Origin of the sequence: Donghicola mangrovi, assembly GCF_013377535.1 — a bacterium.
In the GTDB taxonomy this organism is placed as follows: Bacteria; Pseudomonadota; Alphaproteobacteria; order Rhodobacterales; family Rhodobacteraceae; genus Donghicola; species Donghicola mangrovi.
On record NZ_JABCJE010000004.1, the window covers coordinates 52,278 to 78,734 of the forward strand.

Annotated in this window: 28 protein-coding genes; 20 read left to right on the forward strand and 8 right to left on the reverse strand. The window is 62.4% G+C overall.

The annotated features are described in order from the left end of the window. Positions 1-39: 39 nt before the first annotated feature. Positions 40-951 (reverse strand): AAA family ATPase, encoded by a 912-nt coding sequence (locus HJ536_RS10775; protein WP_176853784.1) that lies wholly within the window; start codon positions 949-951, stop codon positions 40-42. 321 nt (positions 952-1,272) lie between these two features. Between HJ536_RS10775 and HJ536_RS10780 the strand changes: the two genes are divergently transcribed. The 13 genes from HJ536_RS10780 to HJ536_RS10840 all read left to right on the forward strand — a co-directional run bounded on the left by HJ536_RS10780 (position 1,273) and on the right by HJ536_RS10840 (position 13,251). Next, complete coding sequence (locus tag HJ536_RS10780; RefSeq protein WP_176853785.1) at positions 1,273-2,232, forward strand: phosphoadenosine phosphosulfate reductase; 960 nt, start codon at positions 1,273-1,275, stop codon at positions 2,230-2,232. A 49-nt stretch (positions 2,233-2,281) separates the two neighbouring features. Then, a complete protein-coding gene (gene pyrC / locus HJ536_RS10785; RefSeq protein ID WP_177157710.1) occupies positions 2,282-3,322 on the forward strand; it encodes a dihydroorotase in 1,041 nt (346 codons plus the stop codon). 90 nt (positions 3,323-3,412) lie between these two features. After that, a complete protein-coding gene (locus HJ536_RS10790; RefSeq protein WP_072706867.1) occupies positions 3,413-4,090 on the forward strand; it encodes an orotate phosphoribosyltransferase in 678 nt (225 codons plus the stop codon). Between the two features lie 223 nt (positions 4,091-4,313). Beyond that, entirely contained in the window at positions 4,314-5,795 is a 1,482-nt protein-coding gene (locus tag HJ536_RS10795; protein ID WP_176853787.1) for a replicative DNA helicase, read from the forward strand. 75 nt (positions 5,796-5,870) lie between these two features. Next, on the forward strand, positions 5,871-6,911 hold the full coding sequence (gene alr / locus HJ536_RS10800; protein WP_177157711.1) for an alanine racemase: 1,041 nt from the start codon (positions 5,871-5,873) through the stop codon (positions 6,909-6,911). Continuing rightward, entirely contained in the window at positions 6,908-7,684 is a 777-nt protein-coding gene (locus HJ536_RS10805) for an MlaE family ABC transporter permease (protein WP_176853789.1), read from the forward strand. Before alr ends, HJ536_RS10805 begins: the two co-directional genes overlap by 4 nt. After that, the gene (locus HJ536_RS10810; RefSeq protein ID WP_177157712.1) at positions 7,681-8,427 is read left to right on the forward strand and encodes an ABC transporter ATP-binding protein; all 747 of its coding nucleotides are present in this window, start codon (positions 7,681-7,683) and stop codon (positions 8,425-8,427) included. Before HJ536_RS10805 ends, HJ536_RS10810 begins: the two co-directional genes overlap by 4 nt. 16 nt (positions 8,428-8,443) lie before the next feature. Further along, positions 8,444-8,833 carry a hypothetical protein gene (locus HJ536_RS10815; RefSeq protein ID WP_177157713.1) on the forward strand — a complete coding sequence of 130 codons (390 nt, stop codon included), beginning with the start codon at positions 8,444-8,446 and terminating at the stop codon, positions 8,831-8,833. Beyond that, a complete protein-coding gene (locus HJ536_RS10820; protein WP_176853792.1) occupies positions 8,824-9,258 on the forward strand; it encodes a paraquat-inducible protein A in 435 nt (144 codons plus the stop codon). The genes HJ536_RS10815 and HJ536_RS10820 overlap by 10 nt, the downstream gene beginning before the upstream one ends. Positions 9,259-9,301: 43 nt before the next feature. Next, positions 9,302-10,669 (forward strand): DNA repair protein RadA, encoded by a 1,368-nt coding sequence (radA, locus tag HJ536_RS10825; protein WP_176853793.1) that lies wholly within the window; start codon positions 9,302-9,304, stop codon positions 10,667-10,669. Between the two features lie 21 nt (positions 10,670-10,690). Beyond that, the gene (locus HJ536_RS10830; RefSeq protein ID WP_176853794.1) at positions 10,691-11,257 is read left to right on the forward strand and encodes a CvpA family protein; all 567 of its coding nucleotides are present in this window, start codon (positions 10,691-10,693) and stop codon (positions 11,255-11,257) included. A 120-nt stretch (positions 11,258-11,377) separates the two neighbouring features. Next, the gene (gene purF / locus HJ536_RS10835) at positions 11,378-12,835 is read left to right on the forward strand and encodes an amidophosphoribosyltransferase (RefSeq protein ID WP_177157858.1); all 1,458 of its coding nucleotides are present in this window, start codon (positions 11,378-11,380) and stop codon (positions 12,833-12,835) included. Further along, complete coding sequence (locus tag HJ536_RS10840) at positions 12,832-13,251, forward strand: DUF1284 domain-containing protein (RefSeq protein WP_177157714.1); 420 nt, start codon at positions 12,832-12,834, stop codon at positions 13,249-13,251. The genes purF and HJ536_RS10840 overlap by 4 nt, the downstream gene beginning before the upstream one ends. Here the strand turns inward: HJ536_RS10840 and HJ536_RS10845 are convergent. Beyond that, positions 13,248-13,862, reverse strand: coding sequence for a glutathione S-transferase family protein (locus tag HJ536_RS10845; protein ID WP_177157715.1), 615 nt, complete (start codon positions 13,860-13,862; stop codon positions 13,248-13,250). The two genes, HJ536_RS10840 and HJ536_RS10845, sit on opposite strands and share 4 nt — an antisense overlap. 166 nt (positions 13,863-14,028) lie before the next feature. On the opposite strand from HJ536_RS10845, the gene HJ536_RS10850 reads away from it, so the two are divergent. The 4 genes from HJ536_RS10850 (at position 14,029) to HJ536_RS10865 (ending at position 17,485) form a co-directional block, all read left to right on the forward strand. Beyond that, the gene (locus HJ536_RS10850; protein WP_176853797.1) at positions 14,029-14,685 is read left to right on the forward strand and encodes an SDR family NAD(P)-dependent oxidoreductase; all 657 of its coding nucleotides are present in this window, start codon (positions 14,029-14,031) and stop codon (positions 14,683-14,685) included. Between the two features lie 64 nt (positions 14,686-14,749). Then, a complete protein-coding gene (surE, locus tag HJ536_RS10855) occupies positions 14,750-15,541 on the forward strand; it encodes a 5'/3'-nucleotidase SurE (protein WP_176853798.1) in 792 nt (263 codons plus the stop codon). Beyond that, a complete protein-coding gene (locus HJ536_RS10860; RefSeq protein ID WP_176853799.1) occupies positions 15,538-16,185 on the forward strand; it encodes a protein-L-isoaspartate(D-aspartate) O-methyltransferase in 648 nt (215 codons plus the stop codon). The genes surE and HJ536_RS10860 overlap by 4 nt, the downstream gene beginning before the upstream one ends. A gap of 79 nt (positions 16,186-16,264) precedes the next feature. Further along, on the forward strand, positions 16,265-17,485 hold the full coding sequence (locus HJ536_RS10865; protein ID WP_228028410.1) for a peptidoglycan DD-metalloendopeptidase family protein: 1,221 nt from the start codon (positions 16,265-16,267) through the stop codon (positions 17,483-17,485). An 87-nt stretch (positions 17,486-17,572) separates the two neighbouring features. Here the strand turns inward: HJ536_RS10865 and HJ536_RS10870 are convergent, their stop codons facing one another. The 6 genes from HJ536_RS10870 to HJ536_RS10895 form a co-directional block, all read right to left on the reverse strand. Then, the gene (locus HJ536_RS10870; RefSeq protein WP_177157716.1) at positions 17,573-18,412 is read right to left on the reverse strand and encodes a DUF815 domain-containing protein; all 840 of its coding nucleotides are present in this window, start codon (positions 18,410-18,412) and stop codon (positions 17,573-17,575) included. Beyond that, positions 18,409-19,323 (reverse strand): twin-arginine translocase subunit TatC, encoded by a 915-nt coding sequence (tatC, locus tag HJ536_RS10875; RefSeq protein ID WP_177157717.1) that lies wholly within the window; start codon positions 19,321-19,323, stop codon positions 18,409-18,411. The genes HJ536_RS10870 and tatC overlap by 4 nt, the downstream gene beginning before the upstream one ends. Positions 19,324-19,335: 12 nt before the next feature. After that, positions 19,336-19,797 carry a Sec-independent protein translocase protein TatB gene (gene tatB, locus HJ536_RS10880; protein ID WP_176853803.1) on the reverse strand — a complete coding sequence of 154 codons (462 nt, stop codon included), beginning with the start codon at positions 19,795-19,797 and terminating at the stop codon, positions 19,336-19,338. A gap of 6 nt (positions 19,798-19,803) precedes the next feature. Next, a complete protein-coding gene (gene tatA / locus HJ536_RS10885; RefSeq protein ID WP_176853804.1) occupies positions 19,804-20,013 on the reverse strand; it encodes a twin-arginine translocase TatA/TatE family subunit in 210 nt (69 codons plus the stop codon). Positions 20,014-20,194: 181 nt separating this feature from the next. Beyond that, positions 20,195-21,301: an ABC transporter ATP-binding protein gene (locus tag HJ536_RS10890; protein ID WP_177157718.1), complete on the reverse strand. Its 1,107-nt coding sequence runs from the start codon at positions 21,299-21,301 to the stop codon at positions 20,195-20,197. A 120-nt stretch (positions 21,302-21,421) separates the two neighbouring features. Beyond that, a complete protein-coding gene (locus HJ536_RS10895) occupies positions 21,422-22,201 on the reverse strand; it encodes an SDR family oxidoreductase (protein WP_177157719.1) in 780 nt (259 codons plus the stop codon). Between the two features lie 149 nt (positions 22,202-22,350). Between HJ536_RS10895 and HJ536_RS10900 the strand changes: the two genes are divergently transcribed. From HJ536_RS10900 to HJ536_RS10910, 3 genes are all read left to right on the forward strand, one after another. After that, positions 22,351-23,367: a Hint domain-containing protein gene (locus HJ536_RS10900; RefSeq protein WP_176853807.1), complete on the forward strand. Its 1,017-nt coding sequence runs from the start codon at positions 22,351-22,353 to the stop codon at positions 23,365-23,367. A gap of 51 nt (positions 23,368-23,418) precedes the next feature. Beyond that, complete coding sequence (locus HJ536_RS10905) at positions 23,419-25,026, forward strand: peptide chain release factor 3 (RefSeq protein WP_176853808.1); 1,608 nt, start codon at positions 23,419-23,421, stop codon at positions 25,024-25,026. Positions 25,027-25,205: 179 nt separating this feature from the next. Next, positions 25,206-26,387 (forward strand): GAK system CofD-like protein, encoded by a 1,182-nt coding sequence (locus tag HJ536_RS10910; RefSeq protein WP_177157720.1) that lies wholly within the window; start codon positions 25,206-25,208, stop codon positions 26,385-26,387. Positions 26,388-26,457 lie beyond the last annotated feature (70 nt).

Here is a 26,457-nt window from a genome sequence, read left to right on the forward strand (position 1 = left end):
GGCGAGTCCCCCCGGGAGTATTTGAGCCAAGAAGAAACATCAGAGCATTTCTTTGGCTTGGGTGCGGGCCTCTTCCAGCAGGCGCGATGCTTCGGAGCCTTGGATGCGCTGGATGTCGTCCTGATATTTCAGGAGCGCGCCGAGGGTGTCCGAGATGACCTCGGGGGTCAGGGCGATCACGTCAAGCGCAAGAAGGCACTTCGCCCAGTCGATGGTTTCGGCCACGCCCGGCTTCTTGAACACGTCTTCGGTGCGTAAGGATTGGACGAAGGCGATGACCTCTTTGGAGAGTTGCAGCGAGGCTTCGGGGACGCGGGCCTGCAGGATATCGAGTTCGCGCTGCACATCGGGGTAATCGACCCAATGATAAAGGCAACGGCGTTTGAGGGCGTCGTGGACCTCTCGGGTGCGGTTGGAGGTCAGGATGACGATCGGGGGTTCGGGGGCTTTGATCGTGCCCAGTTCGGGGATCGTGACCTGAAAATCGGAAAGGGCTTCGAGGAGGAAAGCCTCGAACGGTTCGTCCGTGCGGTCGAGTTCGTCAATCAGCAGGACCGGCGCGCCGCTGGCGTGGGGGCGCATGGCCTGCAGGAGCGGGCGTTCGATCAGGAAATCGGGACCAAAGAGTTCCTCTTGCAGCCCTTCGCGGGTCGAGGCACCGGTGGCCTCGGCGGTGCGGATGGCGATCATCTGCGCGGGGAAGTTCCAGTCATAGACCGCGCTCGAGGCATCGAGCCCCTCGTAGCATTGCAGGCGGATCAGGGGGCGGCCCAAGGCGCGGGCCAGTGTCTTGGCGATCTCGGTCTTGCCGGTGCCCGCCTCGCCTTCCAGAAACAGGGGACGACCCAGCTTGAGCGACAAAAACACAACCGTCGCCAGAGCGCGGCCACACACATAATCCTCGCGCGCGAGCAAATCCTGCACCGCGTCGATACTGCCTGGTAATCCCATCGATGTCCTCCCTCACCGATGCCATTGCTGCACGGGACACAGCACCGGTCAAGCCTGCTTTTTCGGGACTTTAGTGGCGGGGACTATTGCAAATCGGGAAACAGTAGGCACATAAAAATGCGAAACACCCAAAGGTATTGGCCTTACGGCCTTTTGGGGTTGGTCATATCATTAACGCCGCATTTACTGGGCCTAACGGACATTAACCCTACACTTTATTTGTAAGTCAGCCTTTGAAATTACCTTCGATTTTCGCAATTCCGCCTCATTCCCCGGATACCTCGACCGTTAACAGTAACCACCAAGGCCCAGGAGAGCGCGATGCAAGACACGGCGAATGCATTTGACGATTCAATGCTCGACCTGTCCGATGACGAATGGCTGGAACGGCTGTCGCAAATCGGTGAGGAACATGGATATTTCCAGCCTCTCGGCGACCAGCATTGCGCTGTCTTCATCGACCAGAAACCGCAACTTCTGGTGACATTCGAAACCCTGACAAGTGCGCAAACCTCGACCGATCTGGGTCAGCCCATGGGCTTTGATCTGGTGCGGGCGCTGGGGTGGTCGCATCTGGCGCTGATCAGCGACGGTGACACATGGTTCCGCCGCGATCACGTCTACGGCTTCTTTGACCGGCTGATCGACGATGGCTTCTTCGAGGAATTCGACAACGTCGTTTTCTATGGCAAGGGCAGCTGCGGCTATGCGGCGGCGGCCTATTCGGTGGCCTGCCCCGGCTCGACCGTGATCGCCATCCAGCCCCAAGCCACGCTGGAACCCCGCCTGACCCATTGGGACGAACGGTTCCACCCGATCCGCATGACATCGTTCACCGACCGTTACGGCTTTGCCCCCGACATGCTCGAGGCCGCTGAGCGCGCCTTTGTCATCTACGATCCGGCAGACACGTTTGATTCGATGCACGCCGCGCTTTATCGCCGGCCGAACGTAACGCCCGTCCGCCTGCACCACATGGGCGAGGATCTGGAGACTCACCTCGTCGAGATGCAGATCCTGTACCGGATGCTGGCAAAGGCGATGTCGCGCAAGCTGACCCCCGGCGCGATGTTCAAACTGCTGCGGGCCCGCCGCGAATATCTGGTCTATCTGCGCACCCTTGCGCTGAACCTGCGCCACCGCGACCGCCCCGCCTACGAGGCTCTGGTTCTGCGCAACATCACCCGCAGGATGCGTGCCCCCCGTCTGGCCCAACGCCTGCGCGAGTTGGAAGCAGAGGCCGAAAAGGGACGCCTGCACATCCCCGGTGAGCACGCCTAAGCCTCTCTTGGGACTGGCGCAAAGCCGCATCTTGGGCTAAGGCCCGCACATGACCCAGAGCATCACGATCCGTCGCCCCGACGACTGGCACCTGCACCTGCGCGATGGCGCTATGCTGCAGGGCATCGCACCCGAAAGCGCCCGCCACTTCGGTCGGGCGATCATCATGCCCAACCTCGTGCCCCCTGTGGTCACGGGCGCTCAGGCCGCCGCCTACCGCGAGCGGATCATGGCAGCGATCCCTGCGGGCGCGGATTTCAAACCGCTGATGACCTGCTACCTGACCGAGGACACTGATGCCAATGATCTGGCGCAGGCCCACGCGGACGGCATCATCACCGCGGTCAAGCTCTACCCCGCCGGCGCGACCACCAACTCGGCCAGCGGCGTGACCGACTTCGACAAAGTCCGCCCCGTTCTGGAAAAGATGGCCGAGATCGGCCTGCCCCTGTGCGTCCACGGCGAAGTCACCGACCCCGCCATCGACATCTTTGACCGCGAGGCCGTGTTCATCGACCGCGTTCTGGACCCGATCCGCAAGGCCACCCCCGGCCTGCGTGTGATCATGGAACACATCACCACCAAGAACGGCGTCGATTACGTGCGTTCGGGTGGCGATAACCTCGGCGCGACGATCACCACGCACCACCTGATCATCAATCGCAACCACATCCTCGTGGGCGGGATCAAGCCGCACTACTACTGCTTGCCCGTCGCCAAACGCGAAGAGCACCGCATCGCCCTGCGCGAAGCCGCCACCAGCGGCGAGGCCAGCTTCTTCCTTGGCACCGACAGCGCGCCCCACGCGGACGCGGCCAAAGAATCCGCCTGCGGCTGCGCAGGCTGCTTCACGGCCACCAACACCATGTCCCTGCTGGCCCATGTCTTCGAAGAGGATGGCGCGCTGGACAAACTCGAAGCCTTCGCTTCGCTGAACGGTCCGGCCTTCTACGGCCTGAAACCCAACGACGCGACGCTTACCCTGACCAAACAGGACGCCCCCGTCGAGTTCGCGGACAAAATCGTCACCGGCGCAGGCCCCGTCACCGTCTTCCAGCCCGGCTTCCCGGTCTTCTGGGCCGCCAGCTAACTTCATCTTGGCGAAAATACCCTCGGGGGGAGGCGCGCGAGCGCCGGGGGGCAGACAGCCCCCCCTCCGCAGCCACAAGGAACCACACCGATGATCCCCACCTCCTACCCCACCCGCGAAGAGATCGCCCGCCTGACCGCCCGCATGCTGCTCGAGATCAAGGCCGTCCACTTCAATGCGCGCGAGCCCTTTACTCTGGCGTCCGGCCTGCCCTCGCCGACCTATATCGACTGCCGCAAGCTGATCAGCTTCCCCCGCATCCGCTCGACCCTGATGGACTTCCTGACTGTCACCGTCATGCGCAACGCGGGGTTCGAGGCGTTCGACAACATCGCTGGCGGTGAAACCGCAGGCATCCCGTTCGCGGCTCTGGTCGCAGAACGCATGGCCCTGCCCATGACCTACGTGCGCAAGAAGCCCAAGGGTTACGGCCGCAACGCCCGCATCGAGGGCGCCATGACCGAAGGCGAGCGCGTTCTGCTGGTCGAGGATCTGACCACCGACGGCGGCTCCAAGCTGTCGTTCGTGGATGCGATCCGTGAAACCGGCGCGACCTGCGGCCACACTGCGGTGATCTTCTACTACGGCATCTTCCCCGAGACCGAGAAAACCCTCGGCGATCACGGGGTTGACCTGCACTACCTCTGCACATGGTGGGACGTTCTGGCCGAAGCCAAGGAAAGCGGCGCCTTTGACGAGGAAACCCTGACCGAGGTCGAGAAATTCCTGAACGCGCCCCGCGAATGGCAGGAAGCCAACAAGAAATGATTCCGCCGCGCCCCCGCGGCGCCAGGCAAAATCACCGGACCGGCGGACACCCGCCGGTCTTTTTCATTGCCCCTTAACGGTCCGCCCACCATTTGGCCCATAGGGACAGAAGCCCACCACATATGGTAGGGTTCTATTCACAACCTATCCACAGACTTATACAGTTTGCCTGACAGGTCCGGCCTCGGCTATCACGGGGCCTCACTACCATTCGAGGATCCAGATGAACGAGATTGCAGCCATCAAAGCGCAAGTCGACGATTCCAAAGGCCTGCCCCACTCGATCGAGGCAGAGCAGCAGCTCCTTGGGGCGATCCTGACGAATAACGAGATTTACGATCGGGTCGCGACCCTGATCAAACCCCACCACTTCCACGACCCCGTGCACGCCCGCATCTGGGAGGTCGCCGCCGCGCGCATCGCGAAAAACACCCTTGCCTCGCCCGTGACGCTGAAGGCGTTCATGGAGAACGACGAAGGGCTCAAGGAACTGGGGGGCGCCGCCTATCTGGCCCGTCTGGCGGGCAGCGCCGTGGCCGCCTATGCGGCCCGCGACTATGCGCAGATGATCTATGACATGGCGATCCGCCGCGAACTGATCACCTTGGGCGAAGAGATCAAAGGCAAAGCCTCGCGCGTTGAGGTCGAATCCGACCCCCGCCAGCAAATCACCGAGGCCGAGCAGAAGCTCTATAAACTTGGCGAACAGGGCAAATCGGAAACCGGCTTCCAGTCCTTCCTGCGCGCCGTGACCGAGGCTGTGAACACCGCGAACATTGCCTACCAGCGCGAAGGTCAGCTGGCCGGTATCTCGACCGGTCTGATCGATCTGGACGGCAAAATGGGCGGTCTGCACAAATCGGACCTTATCATTCTGGCGGGTCGTCCCTCGATGGGGAAAACCTCGCTCGCGACGAACATCGCGTTCAACGTGGCCAAAGCGTTCCGCCGCGGCACCCGCCCCGACGGGACCGAAGGCACCTTGGATGGCGGCGTTGTGGGCTTCTTCAGCCTCGAAATGAGCGCCGACCAGCTGGCGGGCCGTATTCTGGCCGAAGCGTCGGAAATCAGCTCTCACAAAATCCGTCAGGGTGACTTTACCGAAGAAGAGTTCCGCCGGTTCGTCGAGGCCGCAAAAAGCCTCGAATCCTGCCCGCTGTTCATCGACGACACCCCCGCGCTGCCCATTTCACAGGTCGCCGCCCGTGCCCGCCGCCTGAAGCGGACCCACGGTCTGGACGTGCTGATGGTCGACTATTTGCAGCTTCTGCGCGGCTCGCAGTCGGAAAACCGCGTGAACGAAATCTCGGAGATCACGCAGGGCCTCAAGGCAATCGCCAAAGAACTCCAGATCCCTGTGATCGCCCTGTCGCAGCTGTCGCGTCAGGTGGAAAACCGCGAAGATAAACGCCCGCAGCTGTCGGACCTTCGTGAATCGGGCTCAATCGAACAGGACGCCGACGTGGTGATGTTCGTGTTCCGCGAGGAATACTACAAAGAACGTGAGAAACCCGGTGAACACGATCTGGAACGCTTGCAGGTCTGGCAAGAAGAGATGGAGCGCCTGCACGGCAAGGCCGAAGTCATTCTGGGCAAGCAGCGTCACGGTCCCATCGGCACGGTCGAGCTGTCCTTCGAAAGCCAGTTCACCCGCTTTGGCAACCTTGTGAAGCCGTGGCAGCAGAACCAGCAGGCCGATTACTGATCGCCACACATCTTTGTGGCAGGGGTAACCCGCGATTTCACTTGACCCTACGGGGCGTCATGGCATCTAGGCGCTATGGCACGCTCTGTACTGAAAATTGATCTCGACGCCCTAGTGGCGAACTGGCGCGATCTGGCGACCGCTTCTGGCAAGGCCGAAGCGGGCGCAGTGGTCAAAGCCGACGCATATGGGTTGGGGGCCGGTCCGGTCGCCGCCCGTCTGGCCCGCGAAGGCGTGAAGCGCTTCTTTGTGGCCATCGCCGAAGAAGGCATCGCTGTCCGTCAGGCCGTTGGGCCGGACGCCTTGATCCACGTTTTCGGCGGCCACATGGCGGGTGACGCAGCAGTCCTGCGCGAGAACGCCCTGATCCCCATGCTGAACTCGGCCGAGCAGTGGCAACGTCACCAGAGCGAATGCCCCAACCTGCCCTTTGGCATCCAGCTGGACACCGGCATGAACCGTCTGGGCCTCGAGCCGGCCGACTGGGCCGCTGTCCGCGATGCCGTTCTGGCCGCGAAACCTGCGCTGATCATGAGCCACCTCGCCTGCGCGGACGAGCCGGATCACGCCATGAACAGCCAGCAGCTGGCCGCCTTCCGCCGGATGACCGATGGCATTGACGTGCCCCGTTCGCTGTCGGCCACCGGTGGCATCCTGCTGGGCCCCGACTATCATTTCGACGTGACCCGCCCCGGTATCGGCATGTATGGCTGCGATCCCTTCATGCAGGGACGCACCGTGACGCAGCTGTCGATCCCCGTGATACAGACCCGCGATGTCGCCGTGGGCGAGAGCGTCGGTTATGGCAATTCGTGGATCGCCGAGCGCCCCACCCGCGTGGCGACCATCGCGGCCGGTTACGCCGACGGCATCATTCGCGCCCAATCGGGCAAGGGCCAGATGTGGGCGGGCGATGTGCCGTGCAACATCCTTGGCCGCGTGTCGATGGACCTGATCGGGATCGACATCACCGATCTGGACCACACCCCTGCCTCTGTTGACCTGCTGGGGGCGCATCAGAACGCCGACGCCGTCGCCAAGTTCGCGGGCACCATCGGCTATGAAATTCTGACCTCGCTCGGGGCGCGGTACGCACGGGAATATATCGGCGCATGACCCGCTTTCTGGCATCTGTCGGCCGCACGGTACTGTCCGCGCTGGCCATGGTCGGCTCGGTCGCGCTGTTCGCGCTGGAAACCGTCAGCCACCTGCTGCGCCCGCCGTTCTACTGGCGCGAGTTCTGGCAGGCGCTGATCCAGATCGGCTGGCTGTCCTTGCCCGTGGTTGGCCTGACAGCGTTCTTCACCGGCGGTGCGCTGGCCCTGCAAATCTTTGCGGGCGGCTCACGTTACGGGGCCGAAGCAGTGGTGCCGTCCATCGTAGCCATCGGTATGGTGCGCGAACTGGGCCCTGTGCTGGGGGGCCTGATGGTGGCTGCCCGCGTGGCCAGCTCGATCGCGGCTGAAATCGGCACCATGAAAGTGACCGAGCAGATCGACGCTCTGGTCACCCTGTCCACCAACCCGATGAAGTACCTGACCCTGCCCCGCGTTCTGGCGGCCACTTTGGCCGTGCCGGTTCTGGTGGCGGTCGGTGATTCCGTCGGCATCTTTGGTGGCTACTTGGTTGGTGTGAACCGTCTGGGCTTCAATGGCGCGGTTTACCTGAAGAACACCGTCGATTTCCTAGAGCAGTGGGACGTGGTCAGCGGCCTGTTCAAGGGCGCGGCGTTCGGCTTTATCGTGGCGACCATGGGCTGCTATCACGGCATGAATTCGGGCCGCGGGGCCCAAGGCGTAGGCCGTGCCACCAAATCGGCCGTGGTCTCTGCCTCGGTTCTGATTTTCGCCGCTAACTACATCCTGACAGAACTGTTTTTCGCCGCATGATCGAGCTTCGTGATATCCACAAAACCTTCGGGTCGAACCACGTGCTGCGGGGCGTCAACCTGACTGTTCCCAAGGGCAGTTCGATGGTCATCATCGGCGGCTCGGGCACCGGCAAATCGGTGACGCTGAAATGCATTCTGGGTCTGGTCACCCCTGATCAGGGCCAGATCTTTGTCTCTGGCCAGAATGTCGAGGACGTGAGCCGCGATCCTTTCCTTGCCCGTTTCGGGATGCTGTTTCAGGGCGCCGCCCTGTTCGACAGTTTGCCCGTTTGGCAGAACGTCGCCTTTCGCCTGATGCGCGGCGCGCTCAAACGCCCCAAGGCTGAGGCCCGCGAAATCGCCATCGAAAAGCTGCGCCGCGTGGGCCTGAAGCCCGAAGTGGCGGACAAGTTCCCCGCCGAACTGTCGGGCGGCATGCAAAAGCGCGTGGGTCTGGCCCGCGCGATCGCCGCCGACCCCGAGATCATCTTCTTTGACGAGCCGACCACGGGCCTTGATCCGATCATGTCCGGCGTCATCAACGACCTGATCCGAGAAATCGTGACCGAGATGGGTGCCACCGCGCTGACCATCACCCACGACATGACCAGTGTGCGGGCGATTGCCGACAATGTTGCAATGCTCCACGATGGAGTTGTGAAATGGACAGGACCCGTTAACGATATGGATACGTCGGGTGATCCATACGTGGATCAGTTCATTCATGGCCGTGCCGAGGGCCCGATCGCAGCGGTACGATAATTTCGCAGGAGGGCGCATGTTTCTAGAGCCCAGTTATCCAGTTCTTATTTTCTTTGCCCTGCGCAACGGGCTCTATCTGGCGGGTCTTTTGCCCATCGCACTGGCCAAGGCAATTGTCTGCCGCAGCCCTGCCCGCCTCTGGGCCATTGCGGCCCTGATCGTCTGTCTGGTCAGCGCTGTCGCCTATTACGTGGTGCCCGCGCTGGGCCTTTATACCGCGCCGATCGCGGTCTGGGCCTCTTCGGTCAAGACCTATGGCGGCGGGGTGATGCTGCCCCTCTTTGCCTCTTTGATGATGCTGGCCTGCGGCACCGCGCGCGGATCGCGCTGGCCGTGGCTGGACTACCTGCATGGGGCGGGTTTCATCGTCTGGCTGGCCCTCTGGGCCTGGAGCACATGGAGCTGATCCGCCGGTGGGCCAATCTGGCCTGCCTGATCCTCTATCCCCTCGCGTGGTGGGCGCCTTTGGCCCGCGCGGGGGTGCTGCCCTTGTTCGGGCTGTCGGAAATCTCGGTTCTGTCGGGCATCCGATCCCTGTGGGAAACGGATGTGGCTCTGGCGCTGGTCGTGGCGTTCTTTGCCATGGTCGCGCCGGTGGCGAAATCCGTGGCCATGGCGTTGGTCGATTTCGGCCGCGCCCCCCGCCACATTCTGAAATGGGTGGCCGTGATGGGACGGCTGGCAATGGCGGATGTGTTCCTGATCGCCCTTTATATCACGCTGGCCAAGGGGATCGGCGTCGGGCGGGTCGAGACCGCTTGGGGCCTCTATCTGTTTACAACGCTGGTAATTTTGCAGCTGCTTCTTAGCCTGACTAAACGAGAACATTAAAAGAACACTTGCATCTTGGCCGCTGACAGATCAAATCAGGGGCATGGCAAAAAACGCGATCTTCAAATGCTCCGAATGTGGGGCCTCCTTCACAAAATGGTCTGGCCGCTGCGATGGCTGCGGCGCGTGGAACTCGATCGAGGAAGAGGTCCCGCTGTCGACCGCTGGCCCCGCCAAGAAAACCCTTGGCGCGATGAAGGGGCGCAGCATTCCCCTGACCGATCTGGGCACGACCGAAGCCCCCCCGCCCCGCACCATGAGCGGGATGGGCGAGCTCGACCGCGTGCTTGGGGGCGGCTTGGTGGATGCCTCGGCGATTCTGGTGGGCGGTGATCCGGGGATCGGGAAATCGACCTTGCTGCTTCAGGCCGCCGCACGCTTTGCCGAAGCGGGGCTGAAGGTCGTCTATATCTCGGGCGAGGAAGCCAGCGCTCAGGTTCGTATGCGGGCGCAACGTCTGGGGCTGTCACATGCGCCGGTTCTACTGGGGGCCGAGACCAACCTGCGGGACATCCTGACCACACTGGAGACCGAAAAGCCCGATCTGGCGATCATCGACTCGATCCAGACCATGTGGGCCGACCATGTCGAAAGCGCCCCCGGCAGCGTCAGTCAGGTGCGCGCTGCCGCCCATGAATTGACCACCTTTGCCAAGCAGCGCAGCATGGCGGTCGTCCTGGTCGGTCACGTCACCAAAGAAGGCCAGATCGCTGGCCCCCGCGTGGTCGAGCACATGGTTGATACGGTCCTCTATTTCGAGGGCGAGCGTGGCCACCAGTTCCGCATCCTGCGCAGCGTTAAGAACCGCTTTGGCCCCGCGGACGAGATCGGCGTGTTCGAGATGACCGGCGGCGGGCTGTCCGAGGTATCGAATCCCTCGGCGCTATTTTTGTCGGAACGCGGCAAGCCCACGCCGGGCTCTGTGGTGTTCTCGGGGATCGAGGGGACGCGCCCTGTTCTGGTGGAATTACAAGCCCTTGTGGCCCCTAGCCCCCACTCCCAGCCCCGCCGCGCGGTGGTCGGTTGGGATTCGGCGCGCCTTGCGATGATCCTTGCGGTGCTCGAGGCGCGGTGCGGGATCGCCTTTACGGGCCTTGATGTGTACCTGAACGTCGCCGGCGGCATGAAGATTTCCGAACCCGCCGCCGATCTGGCGGTCGCGGCAGCCCTGCTTTCTGCCCGCGAAGATGCCGCCCTACCCGCCGACACTGTGGTTTTTGGCGAAATTAGCCTGTCTGGGGCGATACGTCCTGTCGGTCAGACCGAAAACAGGTTGAAAGAAGCCCAAAAACTTGGTTTTTCAACGGCGATCGTTCCTGAAGCAAAAAAGGACGGGGACACGGCCGGAATGCAAACCCGCAGCTTTGCGGACCTGACCGGTTTTGTTGGTGACATGTTCGGCGCGGGATAGCGCCCAAGGCGGGGAATACGCATGGAAGGTTTCACGATTATTGACGCAGTGGTCGCGGGCGTTGTTGTCCTATCGGCACTGCTGGCGTTCTCTCGTGGGATCGTCCGCGAGGCGCTGGCCATCGCCGGCTGGATCGCTGCAGCGGTGCTGGCGTTCATCTTCGCCCCGGCGGTAGAGCCACTGGTCACCGAAATTCCTGTGGTTGGCGGCTTCCTGTCGGACAGCTGCGAGCTGTCGATCATCACCGCCTTTGCGATCGTGTTCGCGCTGGCACTGGTGATTGTTTCCCTGTTCACGCCGGTTTTCTCGAGCCTGGTGCAGGAATCGGCCCTTGGCGGGATTGATCAGGCGGCAGGGTTCCTGTTCGGCGTGATCCGCGGCATCCTGCTGGTTGGGATCGCGTTCTTCCTCTACAACACCATCATGACCACGCAAACCATCGAGGTTGTGAACAATTCGCGCTCTGCGGTGGTTTTCAGCAAGATGGCCCAGCAGATCGAAGACAAAAACCCCGAGCAGGCTCTTGGCTGGGTGACCCAGCAGTACGAAGGTCTGGTTGGCCGTTGCGGTCAGCCTTCGGGTAACTGAACACGAAACAATAAACTTCCATTCACGAATGTAATCCTTTCGTGACACTTTTGAGCGCGGCCACTATATGGGGCCGTGCTAGGCCATTCTTGGATTCGGAGACCCCTCTTGACCGCCCAGATGCCCCCCGCCCATCCGTTCGATGATGACAAACTGCGCGAAGAGTGCGGTGTCTTCGGTGTCGTCGGAGTTCAGGACGCTGCAAACTTTGTCGCTCTTGGCCTTCACGCGCTGCAACACCGTGGTCAGGAAGCAGGCGGTATTGTCAGCCACGATCCGGAGCAAGGGTTCAACTCTGCCCGCCGTTTCGGCTATGTCCGCGACAACTTCACCAAACAGAGCCTGATGGAAACGCTGCCCGGTCCGCTTGCGATCGGCCACGTGCGGTATTCCACCGCCGGCTCCAAAGGGAACACCGCGATCCGCGACGTGCAGCCCTTCTTTGGCGAGTTTTCGATGGGCGGCGCCGCCATTGCCCACAACGGCAACATCACCAACGCCAACGCCCTGCGCCGTGAACTGATCGAGCGTGGATCGATCTTCCAGTCCAGCTCGGATTCGGAATGCATCATCCACCTGATGGCCCGTTCGCTGCAGCAGAACGTACCCGAGCGTATGAAAGATGCCCTGCGCCGCGTCGAGGGCGCGTTCAGCGTGGTTGCGATGACCCGCACCAAGCTGATCGGCGTTCGTGACCCGCTGGGTGTGCGCCCGCTGGTCATCGGCCGTATCGGCGATGACGGCTTCTGCCTTAGCTCGGAAACCTGTGCGCTGGACATCATCGGCGCGGAATTCATCCGCGAAGTCGAGCCCGGCGAGATGGTTGTGATCGAACACGGCCACCTGAAATCGCACCGTCCCTTCGAAGCTGCAAAGCCCCGCTTCTGCATCTTTGAACAGGTGTATTTCTCGCGTCCGGACTCGATCCTGTCGGGCCGCTCGGTCTATGAGACCCGCCGTCAGATCGGGATCGAACTGGCCCGCGAAGCGCCCGTCGATGCGGATCTGGTCTGCCCCGTTCCGGACAGCGGCACCCCTGCTGCGATCGGCTTCAGCCACGAATCCGGCATTCCCTACGGCATGGGCATCATCCGCAACCAGTACATGGGCCGGACCTTTATCGAGCCGACCGAGCAGATCCGGAACATGGGTGTGCGTCTGAAGCTGAACGTGAACCGCGCCCTGATCAAGGGCAAGCGCGTCATTCTGGTCGACGACTCGGTTGTGCGCGGCACCACCAGCCGCAAGATCAAGGACATGCTGCTGGACGCTGGCGCCGCCGAGGTGCACTTCCGCATCGCGTCGCCGCCGACTGCGTGGCCCTGCTTCTACGGTGTGGACACCCCCGACCGCGAAAAGCTGCTGGCCGCCCGCATGAGCGAAGAGGAAATGCGCGAATACCTTGGCGTAGACAGCCTCAAGTTCATCTCGCTGGATGGTCTGTACCGCGCCGCCGGTCAGGAAGACGGCCGCAACAACAGCTGCCCGCAGTTCTGCGATGCGTGCTTCTCGGGGGAATATCCCGTGCGCCCGCGCGACATGATCGAAAAGGGCTTCCAGCTCAAGGCAGCGGAATGACACGGGGCCTGACTTTCAGGCCCCACCATTTCCTGTGCGCCCTCGGCTATCGTGGCAAAGGGTATTCGGACAGTTTCACCGCCAACATGACAGCGATCGTCACCAACGGGCTTATGGCCAATGGTGGCGACCACACCCTGATCCGCGTGCGCAAGGCTGCGGATTCGCTCTGCGCCCCCTGCCCCAAGCGGCGCGACGAGGGCTGCACCAACCAAGCCGAAATCGATGCCCTGGATGCCCGCCACGCGGCGGCGCTGGACCTGCATAACGGGCAGGTTCTGACATGGGGTCAGGCCAAAATGCGCATCCGGCAGCGGGTCCAACCCGATGATCTGGATACCCTGTGTTCAGGCTGCAAATGGCTGGAGCTGGGGCTGTGCAAGACAGCCCTAGCCGATTTGCATCGCGGCGCTTAGTTCGGAAAGAACTCGGCCGGGGTTTTCATACCGGGCAATGCGCGCATCCGGTCGATCCAGCCCTGCATCACCTCGGTCGGCTCAACGCCCGCCTCGCGGACCCACTGGACATAGCCCCAGACCTGACAATCGCCGAAACCGGGCTGATCGCCGTGCAGGAACGGCTTGTCCCCCAGAAGCTTGGTAAAGTTCGCCGAATCCACGCCGTACCGCATCTTGAGCCACGCGATAACGGCGGGATCCCAGCCCTCCATGTTGTCGACCTTGGCCTGCTTTAGCTGGGGCAGGCACATGCCGATCCGGTTAGCCTCCCACATCAGGATGCTGCGGCCACGGGCGGTGCCCTCGGCGGTGTCGCCCCCCAGAACGCCGAAACGCTCGGCGATTTGCATCAGGATCGCGCCCGACTGGAAATAGGGGGTGCCGTCAATCACCAGCACCGGCACCTCGGCCAAGGGGCTAACGGCCAGAAACTCGGCCGGACGGGTGGAAGGATCGGCCCAGATATCGACCCACACCGTGCGGTGCGGCAGGCCCGCCAGCGACAGGGCCAAAGCGACCTTGCAGGCGTGGCCGGAATCAGGGTGGCCGTATAGTACAATCTCGGTCATCGGAAATTTCCCAAAGTAACGTGCCCAACGTTCATCGCGATGTTCCAATCCTGTCAACGGGATAGATGTTTCGCGTTTGCCAGAGCCGCTCTTTTTCGACGCAGGCCGCCCGAATTGCAGCGATGCCATCTTGATCCCGCCGCCAAAGCCTGAAATCTGATCGCCCATGGAACAGACCAACGCACCCAAGATCGCCCTTGTGACCGGCGCCTCGCGCGGCCTCGGGGCCGCCCTGTCCGAGCTTTTGTCCTCGGACTATCATATCGTCGCGGTGGCCCGCACCACCGGCGCTCTGGAAGAGCTGGACGACCGCATTCAGGCCCGTGGCGGCAGCGCCACGCTGGCGCCGATGGACATCACCAACCGCGATGCGATGGCCCAACTGTGCCGCAGCATCTATGAGCGTTGGGGCAAGATCGACCTGTGGGTCCACACCGCCGTGCACGCCACCGCGCTGACCCCCGCCGATCACATCATGCCCAAGGACTGGGACAAATCGCTGGCCACCAATGCGATTGCGACCGGCATCCTGATCCCTTACATCTCCCCCCTTTTAGGTCAGAGCGGCACCGCCGTTTTCTTTGACGATCCCAAGGCTGGCGAGAAGCTGTACGGCGTTTACGGCGCGACCAAGGCGACCCAGATCGCACTGGCCCGCAGCTGGCAGAAAGAGACCGAGCGTATGGGCCCCCGCGTTGTCATCGCCGAACCCGCGCCGATGCCCACCGCCACCCGCGCCCGTTTCCACCCCGGCGAGGACCGCGCAGCGCTAACACCCACCATGGATGTGGCCAAAACGCTGATCGAGCAGCTTTTCGGCTGACCACGCTGGACCTGCCCCCTTGCCTGAACTATTCACAAACAGAGGAAAAGTTCGGGGGCAGGCAATGCGCATTCTCATAACCAACGATGACGGCATCAATGCGCCCGGTTTGGCCGCTCTGGAACAGATCGCGACCGAACTGGCTGGCCCCGATGGCGAAGTCTGGGTGGTCGCGCCCGCGTTCGAACAGTCGGGCGTCGCCCACTGCATCAGCTACACCCATCCCACGATGATCGCCCAGATGGGCCCCCGCCGTTTCGCGGCCGAGGGCAGCCCCGCCGATTGCGTGCTGGCCGGTGTGCACCACGTCCTGAAAGACACGCCCCCCGATCTGATCCTGTCGGGCGTCAACCGTGGTAACAACTCGGCAGAAAATGCGCTCTATTCGGGCACCCTTGGCGGCGCTCTTGAGGGGGCGCTGCAGGGCATCCCCTCGTTCGCGCTGTCCCAGTATCTGGGGCCGGAAAACTATGACATCGAAGACCCGTTCGAGGCATCGCGCGTTTTCGGCGCCGAAGTGATCCGCAAAGTGCTGGCCGCCCAAATCCCCGAGGGGCCGACCTACCGGATGTTCTACAACGTCAACTTCCCGCCCGTCCCCGCATCTGGGGTCAAGGGCACTCGCGCTGCTGTTCAGGGCCTGCGCCTTGGCACCTGCTTCGCGGTCGAGCCTCACAAGGCCCCCTCGGGGCGGATGTTCCTGTGGGCCCGTGGCGGCGACCAGCGCGCCGTGACCCAAGAAGGGTGCGATGCGGATATGAACCTGCGCGGCTATATCTCGGTCACGCCCATGCGCGCCGATCTGACGGCCCATGATGTGATGGCCCCTCTGGCACAGGCGTTCGAACAAGGATGACGATGGACCACATTGCCCAGCAGAAGATGCAGTTCATGTACGCCCTGCGCTCGCACGGGGTGACGGACATGCGCGTTCTGTCCGCGATGGAGGCGATCGACCGCTCCTACTTCGTCAAGGGCATCTTCTCGGCCCGCGCCTACGAGGATACGCCCCTGCCCATCGCCTGCGGGCAAACGATTTCCCAGCCTTCGGTGGTCGGTCTGATGACCCAGGCCCTGAAGCTGTCCCCACGGGACAAGGTGCTGGAGGTCGGCACCGGCTCTGGCTATCAGGCCGCGATCCTGTCGCAGCTGGCCCGCCGCGTCTACACCATCGACCGCCACGCCAAGCTGGTCAAAGAGGCCACTGCCCTGTTTCGGCGGCTGGACCTGAACAACATCACCGCCCTGACCGCCGATGGCAGCTTTGGCCTGCCCGAACAGGCCCCCTTTGACCGCATCATCCTGACCGCCGCCGCCGAGGACCCGCCCGGCCCGCTCTTGGCGCAGCTCAAGGTCGGCGGTATCATGGTGCTGCCCGTGGGTCAGTCGGACGCTGTCCAGAGCCTGATCCGCGTCACCAAAGACGAAGACGGCCTGCACTATGACGAATTGCGCCCTGTGCGCTTTGTGCCTCTCGTCGAGGGGCTCGGAAAAGACTAGGTTTAACTGATTTTTTAGTACACAAGGGCCCTGCTTTTTGGCCGCAGACCACAAGAGCCCGCACGAGAGGATGATCGAGATGACCCGTTCCCCGTATAAGCGCTTGCCCAAGGCGATGACCGCCGTGTTCGGTATCGGATTGCTGGCCGCGTGTGACCCCAACAGCATGGATCTGGACATGCGCAGCTATGGCAAGGGGTTCGACACCTCTGACGCGGTTGCGACATCTATGTCCCGCCCGACGCCCGATGCGCGCGGTGTGATTTCCTATCCCAGCTATCAGGTGGCGCTGGCCCGTCAGGGCGAGACCGTACAGCAGGTCGCCGACCGTCTGGGCATCAGCGGTCAGGAACTGGCCGCCTATAACGGCCTGAACGCGGGCGATCACCTGCAGCGCGAAGAGCTGCTGGCCCTGCCCCGCAAGATCGACGAAACGCTGGCCGCGCCCTCGGGCATCCAGACCACCACGCTGGGTGGCGGCTCTGGCGCGCCGACCAGCCAGGTGGACATCACCACGCTGGCGGGCAATGCGATCGACAACTCGCCGACCACCATCTCGCCGCCCGTATCGCAGTCCACTCCGGCGCCCGCGCCTGCGGTGGCTGCGGGCGATACCCCCGTCCGCCACAAGGTTGTTCGCGGCGAAACCGCGTTCATCATCGCCCGTCAGTACAACGTGTCGGTGCGCAGCCTTGGCGAATGGAACGGGTTGGACAGCAACTTTACCGTCCGCGAAGGTCAGGTCCTGCTGATCCCCGTCAGCGAACAGGCCGCCGCATCGCGCCCCGCCGTGACCGCGCCCGCTGCCAAGCCGCAGTCGCCCGGTAACGGCTCGCCGACCCCGACCCCGCCGTCCTCGACCAAGCCGCTTCCCAAGGAAGAGACCAAGGCCGCTTCGGCCCCCGTCGCCGCTCCTGCCGCACCCAAGGTCGAGCAGACCGCAAAATCCGGTGGCCGTCTGGGCTGGCCCGTCAACGGCAACATCGTCCGCGACTATGCCAAGGGCAAGAACGAGGGCATCGACATCGCCTCGACCGCTGGCGCGCCGGTACAGGCCGCTGCAGACGGCACCGTGGCTGCGATCACCGCAGACGCCAATCAGGTGCCGATCCTTGTGATCAAGCACGCTGGCAACCTGCTGACCGTCTATGCCTATATCGACGCGCTCAGCGTCAAGAAGGGCGACACCGTCAAGCGCGGCCAGACCATCGCCAAAGTGCGTTCGGGCAGCCCCGCGATCCTGCACTTCGAAGTGCGCGACGGTTTCGAGAGCGTGGATCCCACGGGCTATCTGAACTGATAGCCCCCCGGCCCCGCAAAAGGCCCGCGATAGAAAAGGCCCCTTCGGATCGAAGGGGCCTTTGTCGTTTCAAGCCTTGGTCGCGCGTTACAGGAAGGCCCCGTGCCGCCCTGCCAGATCGGTAAAGAACTGCCAAGCCACACGGCCCGAGCGGGCCCCACGGGTAGCCTGCCATTCGATCGCCTCGGCGCGGACCACTTCGTCGTCCACATGCAGCCCGTAAGCGTGGATATAGCCGTAGATCATCTCGAGGAACTCGTCCTGCGAACAGGGATGGAAGCCCAGCCACAGACCGAAACGATCCGACAGGGACACCTTTTCCTCGACCGCTTCGGCGGGGTTGATGGCGCTGGAGCGTTCGTTCTCGATCATGTCGCGCGGCATCAGGTGCCGGCGGTTCGAGGTGGCGTAGAAGATCACGTTGTCGGGCCGCCCCGCAATGCCGCCATCTAGAACCGCCTTGAGCGATTTGTAGTGCTGATCATCGTGGGAAAAACTCAGGTCATCGCAATAGAGGATAAACCGGAATTTCGGCGCATCGCGCAACAGGTCCAGCAGGCGCGCGACCGTGGGCAGGTCCTCTCGGGACAGTTCCACGATCTTCAGCGGCATCCCCTGAGAGACGAGCCGCTGGTGGATCGCCTTGACCACACTGGATTTCCCCATGCCCCGCGCGCCCCAGAGCAGCGCGTTGTTCGCCGGATAGCCCTGTGCGAACTGCTTGGTGTTGGCCAGAAGGGTATCGCGGCTACGGTTGATCCCGACGAGCAGGTCCAGATTCACCGCAGAAACGCGGTGTACCGGTGTCAGCCGTTCCGGATTGGTCTGCCACAGGAACGCATGCGCTGCGGTAAAGTTCGGTGCGGCAAGCGGCGCCGGAGCTATCCGCTCCAGCGCCGCTGCAATTCTTTCCAAAGGATCGGTCACTTGCGGTCCTCTTCGTCCTCGTCGAACTCTTTCATCAGAGGATCGTTCTTGAGCAGTGGATCTTCTGCTACGTCCGCTTCCTCTTCTTCGTCGTCATAGTAGCCTTCGGCCCGCAGACGTTCCTCGCGCTTTTTCTCGACGCGGCGGACGGTAAAGATCGAGACCTCGTAGAGGGCGTAAACCACCGAGAACAGGATCACCTGAGTGATAACGTCCGGCGGGGTCACCACAGCAGCTAGGATCAGGATCGCGACGACCGCATATTTGCGCACCGCGGCCAGACCCTCGGACGAGACGATGCCTGCTTTGCCCAGAAGGGTCAGCAGAACCGGCAGCTGGAAACACAGACCAAACGCGACGATGAACTTGATCGTCAGGTTCAGGTATTCCTGCGCCGAGCCCATAAAGGCGATCGCGCTGTGCTGGGTTGCGCCATCTTCGGTGATCAGGCTTCCGGGTTGCTGGAACCCAAGGAAGAAGTCGAACGCCATCGGCGTCACAACGAAATAGGCGAACGACGCCCCCAGAATAAACATAAAGGGCGAAGCGATCAGAAAAGGCAGGAACGCCCCCTTCTCGGATTTATAGAGGCCGGGGGCCACAAAGCGCCACAGCTGGAAGCTGATATAGGGGAAGGACAGCACAAGCCCCCCCACCAGCGAGATCGACACCGCAACAAAGAAGCCTTCTTGCAGCTTGATCAGCACCAGTCCGCAATCCTCCTGCCCGCGCGCGGCAAGCGCCGAACACAGAGGTTCGGTCAGGAAGTTGAAGATCGGGTTCCAGAACGTGAAACAAATCACCATGCCAACCACAAAGGCCAGCATGGCGTGTATCAATCGTGTGCGAAGCTCGGCCAGATGCTCGATCAGCGGGGCCGAGGTATCGTCGATCTCGTCGGTTTTGGTCATGTAAGGGGTCCGTTATTCCCTGTCGCCAGCGGCAGCCGGTGCAGCGGGGGCGCTGTCGGTTGCGGCCGCGGGCGCGGCGGCATCGGCAGCAGCCTTGGCTTCGGCTTCCTGACGGGTTTTGGCGGAACGGGCGGTGGCCTCGTGGATTTTGCGGGCGGTTGCCGCGCGATCCTCGTCCATGCCGTTCGCCTTGGCGTCAGGGTTCCAGTCGGCAAAGCTCTTGGCCGCGTCTTTCACGCTGTCCAGACCGAGGTCCTTGTAATTGGCCGCGTTCTTGAAGCTGTTGGCCGCGTCCTTGACCCCTGCCTCATCGGCAGCCTGTTCCATCGCACGGGAAAACTCGCGGGCCATACCTTTGGCCTTGCCCACGAATTGACCGACATTGCGGAACAGGATCGGCAAATCCTTGGGACCAACGACGATCAACGCCACGATCCCGATCAGCAGCAGCTCGCTCCAGCCAAGGTCAAGCATTTGGGCTTAGGCCTTGTCTTTTTCTTCGGCGGGGGTGACGTCGCGGACCTGACGATCGTTCTCGATCTCGTCGGAACCGTCTTTCACGCCCTTCTTGAAGGCGGTGATGCCCTTGCCGACTTCGCCCATGAGCGAGCTGATCTTGCCACGGCCGAAAAGCACCAGAACAACGACCGCAATCAGCAGAAGACCAGGAAGCCCGATGTTATTAAGCATGTATTCTCTCCCTTGCAGGGGCCCGATCTGTTGATGTGCCGGGCCTCGCACAAACATCGAGAATATATGTATGGGGTCACGCCAAGGGTTAAAAGCGTGAAACAGACCAAAACCGCCGATTTTTTTCAGAAGTTTCGTCGCACCCCGAAAATCGGCAACAATTTACTGTGATGTTACAGTCCTATTGGCGGCTTGCGGGGTACACAAAACAACGGTCGCGGCGCAGCATCAGCCACAGGGGTTTGCCCGGTTTGGGTAGGAAAACACCGGGAACCGTGGCGCGCAGGATCGAGCCGTCATAATCCATGCGAAACTCGACCAGGCTTTCTTTGCCCATAAAACGGGCACGTTCCACGACGCCGCGGGCGGGGGTGCCGTCCTCGACCGTGGGGTTGGGGCCGCGGCCGCCGCGATCCAGATCGATGCGGATGTGCTGGGGACGGATCACGATATCCACTTCGGCCCCGTCCGGCACACCCGGCGCCAGAAACTGGCCAAAGGGCGTTTCGGTCAGGGCGCCCTTAACAGTGCCACGGATCACGTTGATATCGCTAAAGAAAGCGACCGCCTTCTTGTCCACGGGATTGTTGTATATGTTATAGGGCGCGCCCTGCTGCACGATCCGCCCGTCCCGCATCAAGGCGATCTCGTCGGCCATGCGCATGGCTTCTTCGGGCTCGTGGGTCACCAGGAGAACGGCGGTATCCTCGTCTTTCAGAACAGCCAGCGTTTCGTCGCGGATGTCATCGCGCAGACGGTTATCAAGACCCGAAAACGGCTCGTCCATCAGCATGATGCGCGGACGGGGGGCCAAGGCGCGGGCCAGCGCCACACGCTGCTGTTCGCCGCCTGACAGCTCGTGCGGATAGGCGTCGATGTAGCGGGCCATCGCGACCTTTTCGAGCAGTTCCTCGACGCGGGCGCGCTTGGCGTCTTTGTCGCCCTTCAGGCCAAAGGCCACGTTTTCGGCCACGCTCAGGTGCGGAAACAGGGCAAAGTCCTGAAACATCAGGCCAATGGAGCGGCGCTCTGGCGGCACGCGAAACACCGTGTCGCAGATCAGGTTGCCATCCACATAGATTTCGCCGCTGTCCTGCATCTCTACCCCTGCGATCATGCGCAGGGTCGTGGATTTCCCGCAGCCCGAAGGCCCAAGCAGACAGGTCACCTGCCCCGGCATCACCCGAAGCGACACGCCTTTGACCACCTGACGCCCTTCGAAACTGCGGATCAGGTTGCGGATTTCCAGGCGCGGGATCGGGGCAGTACTGGTCAATGCGGGCCTCATCGGTTTCCGACAATTTCTGTCGGGTCATGGGCTGATAGCAAGCCCTTCCCCGCCCTGCAAGTAAAGCGACGAAAACGGCCGCACCGAAGGGGTGCGGCCAATCAGGGCAGGTTTGCCGGATTACATCGTGGTGTTGGTCGCGCCGCCATCCAGCAGGATGTTCTGGCCCACCATGAACTTGGCGTACTGCGAACACATGAACGCGCAAGTCGCGCCGAAATCACGGGCGTCGCCATAGGTGCCGGTCGGAATGCCCGCCAGACGGCGCGAGCGCGCCTCTTCGACGGTGATGCCTTCGGTCTTGGCGGTGTTTCCATCCAGCGAGATCATGCGATCGGTTGCGTGAATGCCCGGCAGCAGGTTGTTCATGATCACACCCTTGGGCGCCACCTGACGCGAGGTGCCGCCCACATAGCCGGTCAGACCTGCACGGGCCGAGTTCGACAGACCCAAAGCCGCAATCGGCGATTTGACCGACACGCTGGTGATGTTGACCACACGGCCCCAGCCGCGCTCTTCCATGCCGGGGACCAAGGCTTTGATCAGGGCGATGGGGGCCAGCATGTTGGCATCGAGCGCCTTGATGAAATCCTCGCGGTCCCAGTCTTTCCAGCTGCCGGGGGGCGGGCCGCCTGCGTTGTTGACCAGAATGTCCACCTGACCGGCCACTTCCAGAACCTGAGCGCGGCCCTCTTCGGTGGTGATGTCACAGGCGACGGTTTCCACGGTCACGCCATAGGTTTCACGGATTTCGGCGGCGGTGGCTTCCAGCGCCTCGGACCCGCGAGCGTTCAGCACCAAATTTACGCCTGCCTCTGCCAGCGCCTCGGCGCAGCCACGGCCCAAGCCCTTAGACGAGGCGCACACCAGCGCCCGCTTTCCTGCGATACCCAGATCCATAAATTCTCTCCCCTTGAGCTTATTTGACCGGACTTTCGGTCGTTTATTAACGAACGGGGCTGAAACTGTCCGCTTCCATCCTAAAGCTGACCTAGATTCGCCCTCATTCCTTGAATAAGTAATCACAAGAACGACAAAGGAAACCACCCATGGGCAATACGCCCCGCGCCACGTCCCTGCCCCCGCAGAGTTTGCCCGTCTTCCGGAGCGAACAGTTCCTCGTGGTGTCCGGTGCGAACATGGGCGACACGCTGTCCTTTGCCGATGATCTGACGCTGGACGATGTATATTGCCTTGAAAAAGGGGCGCCGCAGCGTCTGTCGATCCTGCCGCAGGAACGCGCCCGCGCCACCATCGCCCCGGATACCGAGGTCGGGACCGCCGGAAATCTGACGGTTCTGGACAGCTGCATCACCCTGATGTCCCCCCGTGGCGACACGACCGAGGCGTTGATTCTGGTGGAACTGGACCCCGACTCGGACGTGCAAGAGGTGTACCTGTTGCCGCTGGCGCGACTGGTTCCGGGGGATGATTACACGCTGGTTGGTATCTCCAAGGACGATGCTGCCCAAAAACTGGCCCAAGTGGCCTGTGTGGCGTTTTCGCGCGGCACCCATATCACCTTGGCATCGGGCAAGCAGGCCCCGATCGAAACCCTGAAGGTCGGCGACCGCGTTCTGACACGCGACAGCGGCATCCAGCAGATCCGCTGGATCGGCCAGACCACTGTGCGCGCAGCGGGGGCCTTTGCGCCCATCGTGATCACCGCGGGCACCCTGAACAACGAACACGACCTGATCGTCAGCCCTGAACACCGGCTCTTTATCTATCAGCGGCAAGACCGTCTTGGGACCGGCCGCTCCGAAGTGCTGATCAAGGCGCGGCATCTGGTGAACGGCGACACCATCCATTGGCGCGAGGGCGGCTTTGTGGATTATTTCCAGCTGCTCTTTGACGAACACCAGATCATCTATGCCGAAGGCATCGCCGCCGAGACCCTGCTTTTGGATCTGCGGACCGAGGCCGCCCTGCCCGAGGACATCATCCAGAGCGTGGGCGACGCCGCGACCAATGCGGCCAGCGCCACCCAGTCGATGGAAGTCCCCGAAAGCGTCCTGCGCAACCCCGACATCCTGAAACTGATCCGCAGCGCTTCATCGGGCTAGGATATCCAAGGCAGGCTTGCCGAAACCACGGCGGCGCTGTATGCGCAGGCCATGCTGGATACATCATCGAACCGCCCCGCCCTGCCCCCTGAAATTGCCCGCCGCCGGACCTTTGCGATCATCTCGCACCCCGACGCCGGCAAGACGACTCTGACGGAAAAATTCCTGCTGTACGGCGGTGCGATCCAGATGGCCGGTCAGGTCCGCGCCAAGGGCGAAGCGCGCCGCACCCGTTCCGACTTTATGAAGATGGAACAGGATCGCGGGATCTCGGTCAGCGCATCGGCGATGTCGTTCGATTTCAAGACCTTCCGCTTCAATCTGGTGGATACTCCCGGTCACTCGGACTTCTCCGAGGACACCTATCGCACCCTGACAGCCGTGGACGCGGCCGTGATGGTGATCGACGGAGCCAAGGGTGTGGAAAGCCAGACCCAGAAGCTGTTCGAAGTGTGCCGCCTGCGCGACCTGCCCATCCTGACCTTCTGTAACAAGATGGACCGGGAAAGCCGCGACACCTTTGAAATCATTGACGAGATTCAGGAAAACCTTGCCATCGACGTGACGCCTGCCAGCTGGCCGATCGGGATGGGTCGGGATTTTCTGGGCTGCTATGACATGCTGAACGACCGTCTGGAACTGATGGACCGCGCCGACCGGAACAAGGTCGCCGAGTCGATCAACATTCAGGGGCTGGACGATCCGCTGCTGGACCAGCACATCCCCGCCGCGCTGCTAGAGAAGCTGCGCGAAGAGGTCGAGATGGCCCGTGAACTGCTGCCTGCCTTGGACCCCCAAGCGGTGCTCGAGGGGCACATGACCCCGATCTGGTTCGGCTCGGCGATCAACAGCTTTGGCGTCAAGGAACTGATGGACGGGATCGGCACCTACGGCCCCGAGCCCCAGCCCCAGTCCGCCGAACCCCGCCAGATCGGCCCCGACGAGGACAAAGTCGCCGGTTTCGTGTTCAAGGTGCAGGCCAACATGGACCCCAAGCACCGCGACCGCGTGGCGTTCATCCGCTTGGCCTCCGGGCACTTCAAGCGCGGGATGAAACTGACCCACGTGCGTTCGAAAAAGCCGATGGCGATCTCGAACCCTGTGCTGTTTCTGGCCGCTGACCGCGAACTGGCCGAAGAGGCTTGGGCCGGCGATATCATCGGTATTCCGAACCACGGCCAGCTGCGCATCGGCGACACCCTGACCGAGGGCGAAGCCCTGCGCGTGACCGGCATCCCCAGCTTTGCGCCGGAACTTCTGCAAGGTGTCCGCGCGGGCGACCCGATGAAGGCCAAGCACCTGGAAAAGGCGCTGATGCAGTTCGCCGAAGAAGGCGCGGCCAAGGTGTTCAAGCCGAACATCGGCTCGGGCTTTATCGTCGGCGTTGTGGGCGCCCTGCAGTTCGAGGTTCTGGCCAGCCGGATCGAGCTGGAATACGGCCTGCCCGTGCGTTTCGAGGCCAGCCAGTTCACCAGCGCCCGCTGGGTTGCCGGTGAGAAGGCCGATGTCGAAAAGTTTGTGAACGTGAACAAGCAGCACATCGCGTACGACCACGATGGGGACGTTGTGTACCTGACCCGTATGCAGTGGGACATCGACCGCGTGGTCCGCGACCACCCCGAGCTGAAGCTGACCGCCACCAAGGAAATGATGGTCTGATGTCGCGGCGCCTTGCGGCGCCACGATGCCTTCGGCGAGGGTATTTGGACCAAGATGAAGCCCGCATCCGAGTTCTTCGGGGCGGGCTTTTTGCTGGCTTTCCGGCACTTGCGCGGTGCGCGGGGCGGCTTTAGGGTTTCGGGATTGTTTTGTTACTTTGAATACGGGTTCGTCGCTTCATGCAAACCATCACCATCCAGCGTAGGGCGTCCGTGCCGGACGAGCTGCGGGTCGCGCGCTGTCTGAGTGCGCCGCACCGTGGGCCAAGGCTGCTGTTTTTCAGCGGCGGCAGTGCGCTGAACGGGATTTCGCGGCAGCTGAAGCGCTATACCCACAACTCGGCGCATCTGATCACGCCATTTGACAGCGGCGGCAGTTCCGAGGTGTTGCGCAAGGCCTTTGGCATGCCTGCGGTGGGGGATTTGCGGAGCAGGCTCATGGCCTTGGCCGAGGAGACCGATCTGGGGCAGCCCGATATCGTGCGCCTGTTCTCGCACCGCTTCGGGCTGGAGGGGTGCCCTGACGCGCTGGAATGCGAGGTCGAGCAAGTGCTTTCGGGCGAGCATCCCTTGGTGCGGGCGGTGCCCCAGCCCATGCGGATGTTGGTGGTGTCCCATTTGCAGACCTTTGCGCAGAATGCGCCGGTGGATTTCGACTATGCCAAGGGCAGTGTCGGCAATCTGGTGCTGGCGGGGGGCTATCTGGGGAACGAGCGTCTGCTGGAGCCCGTGCTGTTCATGATGTCCAAGATGATGGACGTGTTGGGCACCGTACGATCTGTGGTCGATGTGAACCTGCATATCGGCGCGGAATACGAGGACGGCAGTGTCGTGATCGGCCAAAAGGAGATCACCGGCAAAGAGGTTCCTGCCCCCAAGGCCCGCATTCGCCGTCTGTTTCTGGCGGACGACACGGGCGAGGTTCCCCCCGAAGAGGTGGTTTTGCCCCTGCGCAACCAGCGCCTGATCCGCAAGGCCGATCTGATCTGCTATCCGCCCGGTAGCCTCTATTCCAGTGTGGCGGCGAACCTGCTGCCCGCGCGGGTGGGCCAAGAGATTGCCGAAACCAACGTGCCCAAGATTTATGTCCCGAGTCTGGGGAATGACCCCGAATGCCACGGCATGACCCTGAGCGATCAGGTCGGCGCGCTGATCAAGGTGTTGCGTGCAGATGCGGGCCATGAGGTGCCCGCCAAGGCGCTGATGACCCATGTGATCTGCGATGTTTCGGTGCCTGTCAGCGATTGTGCGGCGGTTACCTTGGACTACGGGATTCCTTGTGTGCGGTTGCCCTTGGCCGAGGGCAGCGGGCAGCTTTATGACGAGAAGGCATTCTGCGAAATGCTGGTGTCTCTGGTCTGAGGGCGGGAAAATCGGCCCCCACTGCAAACGAGGGCTTGCGCCGCCTTGCGGCCCGCAGCACGATGCGGAC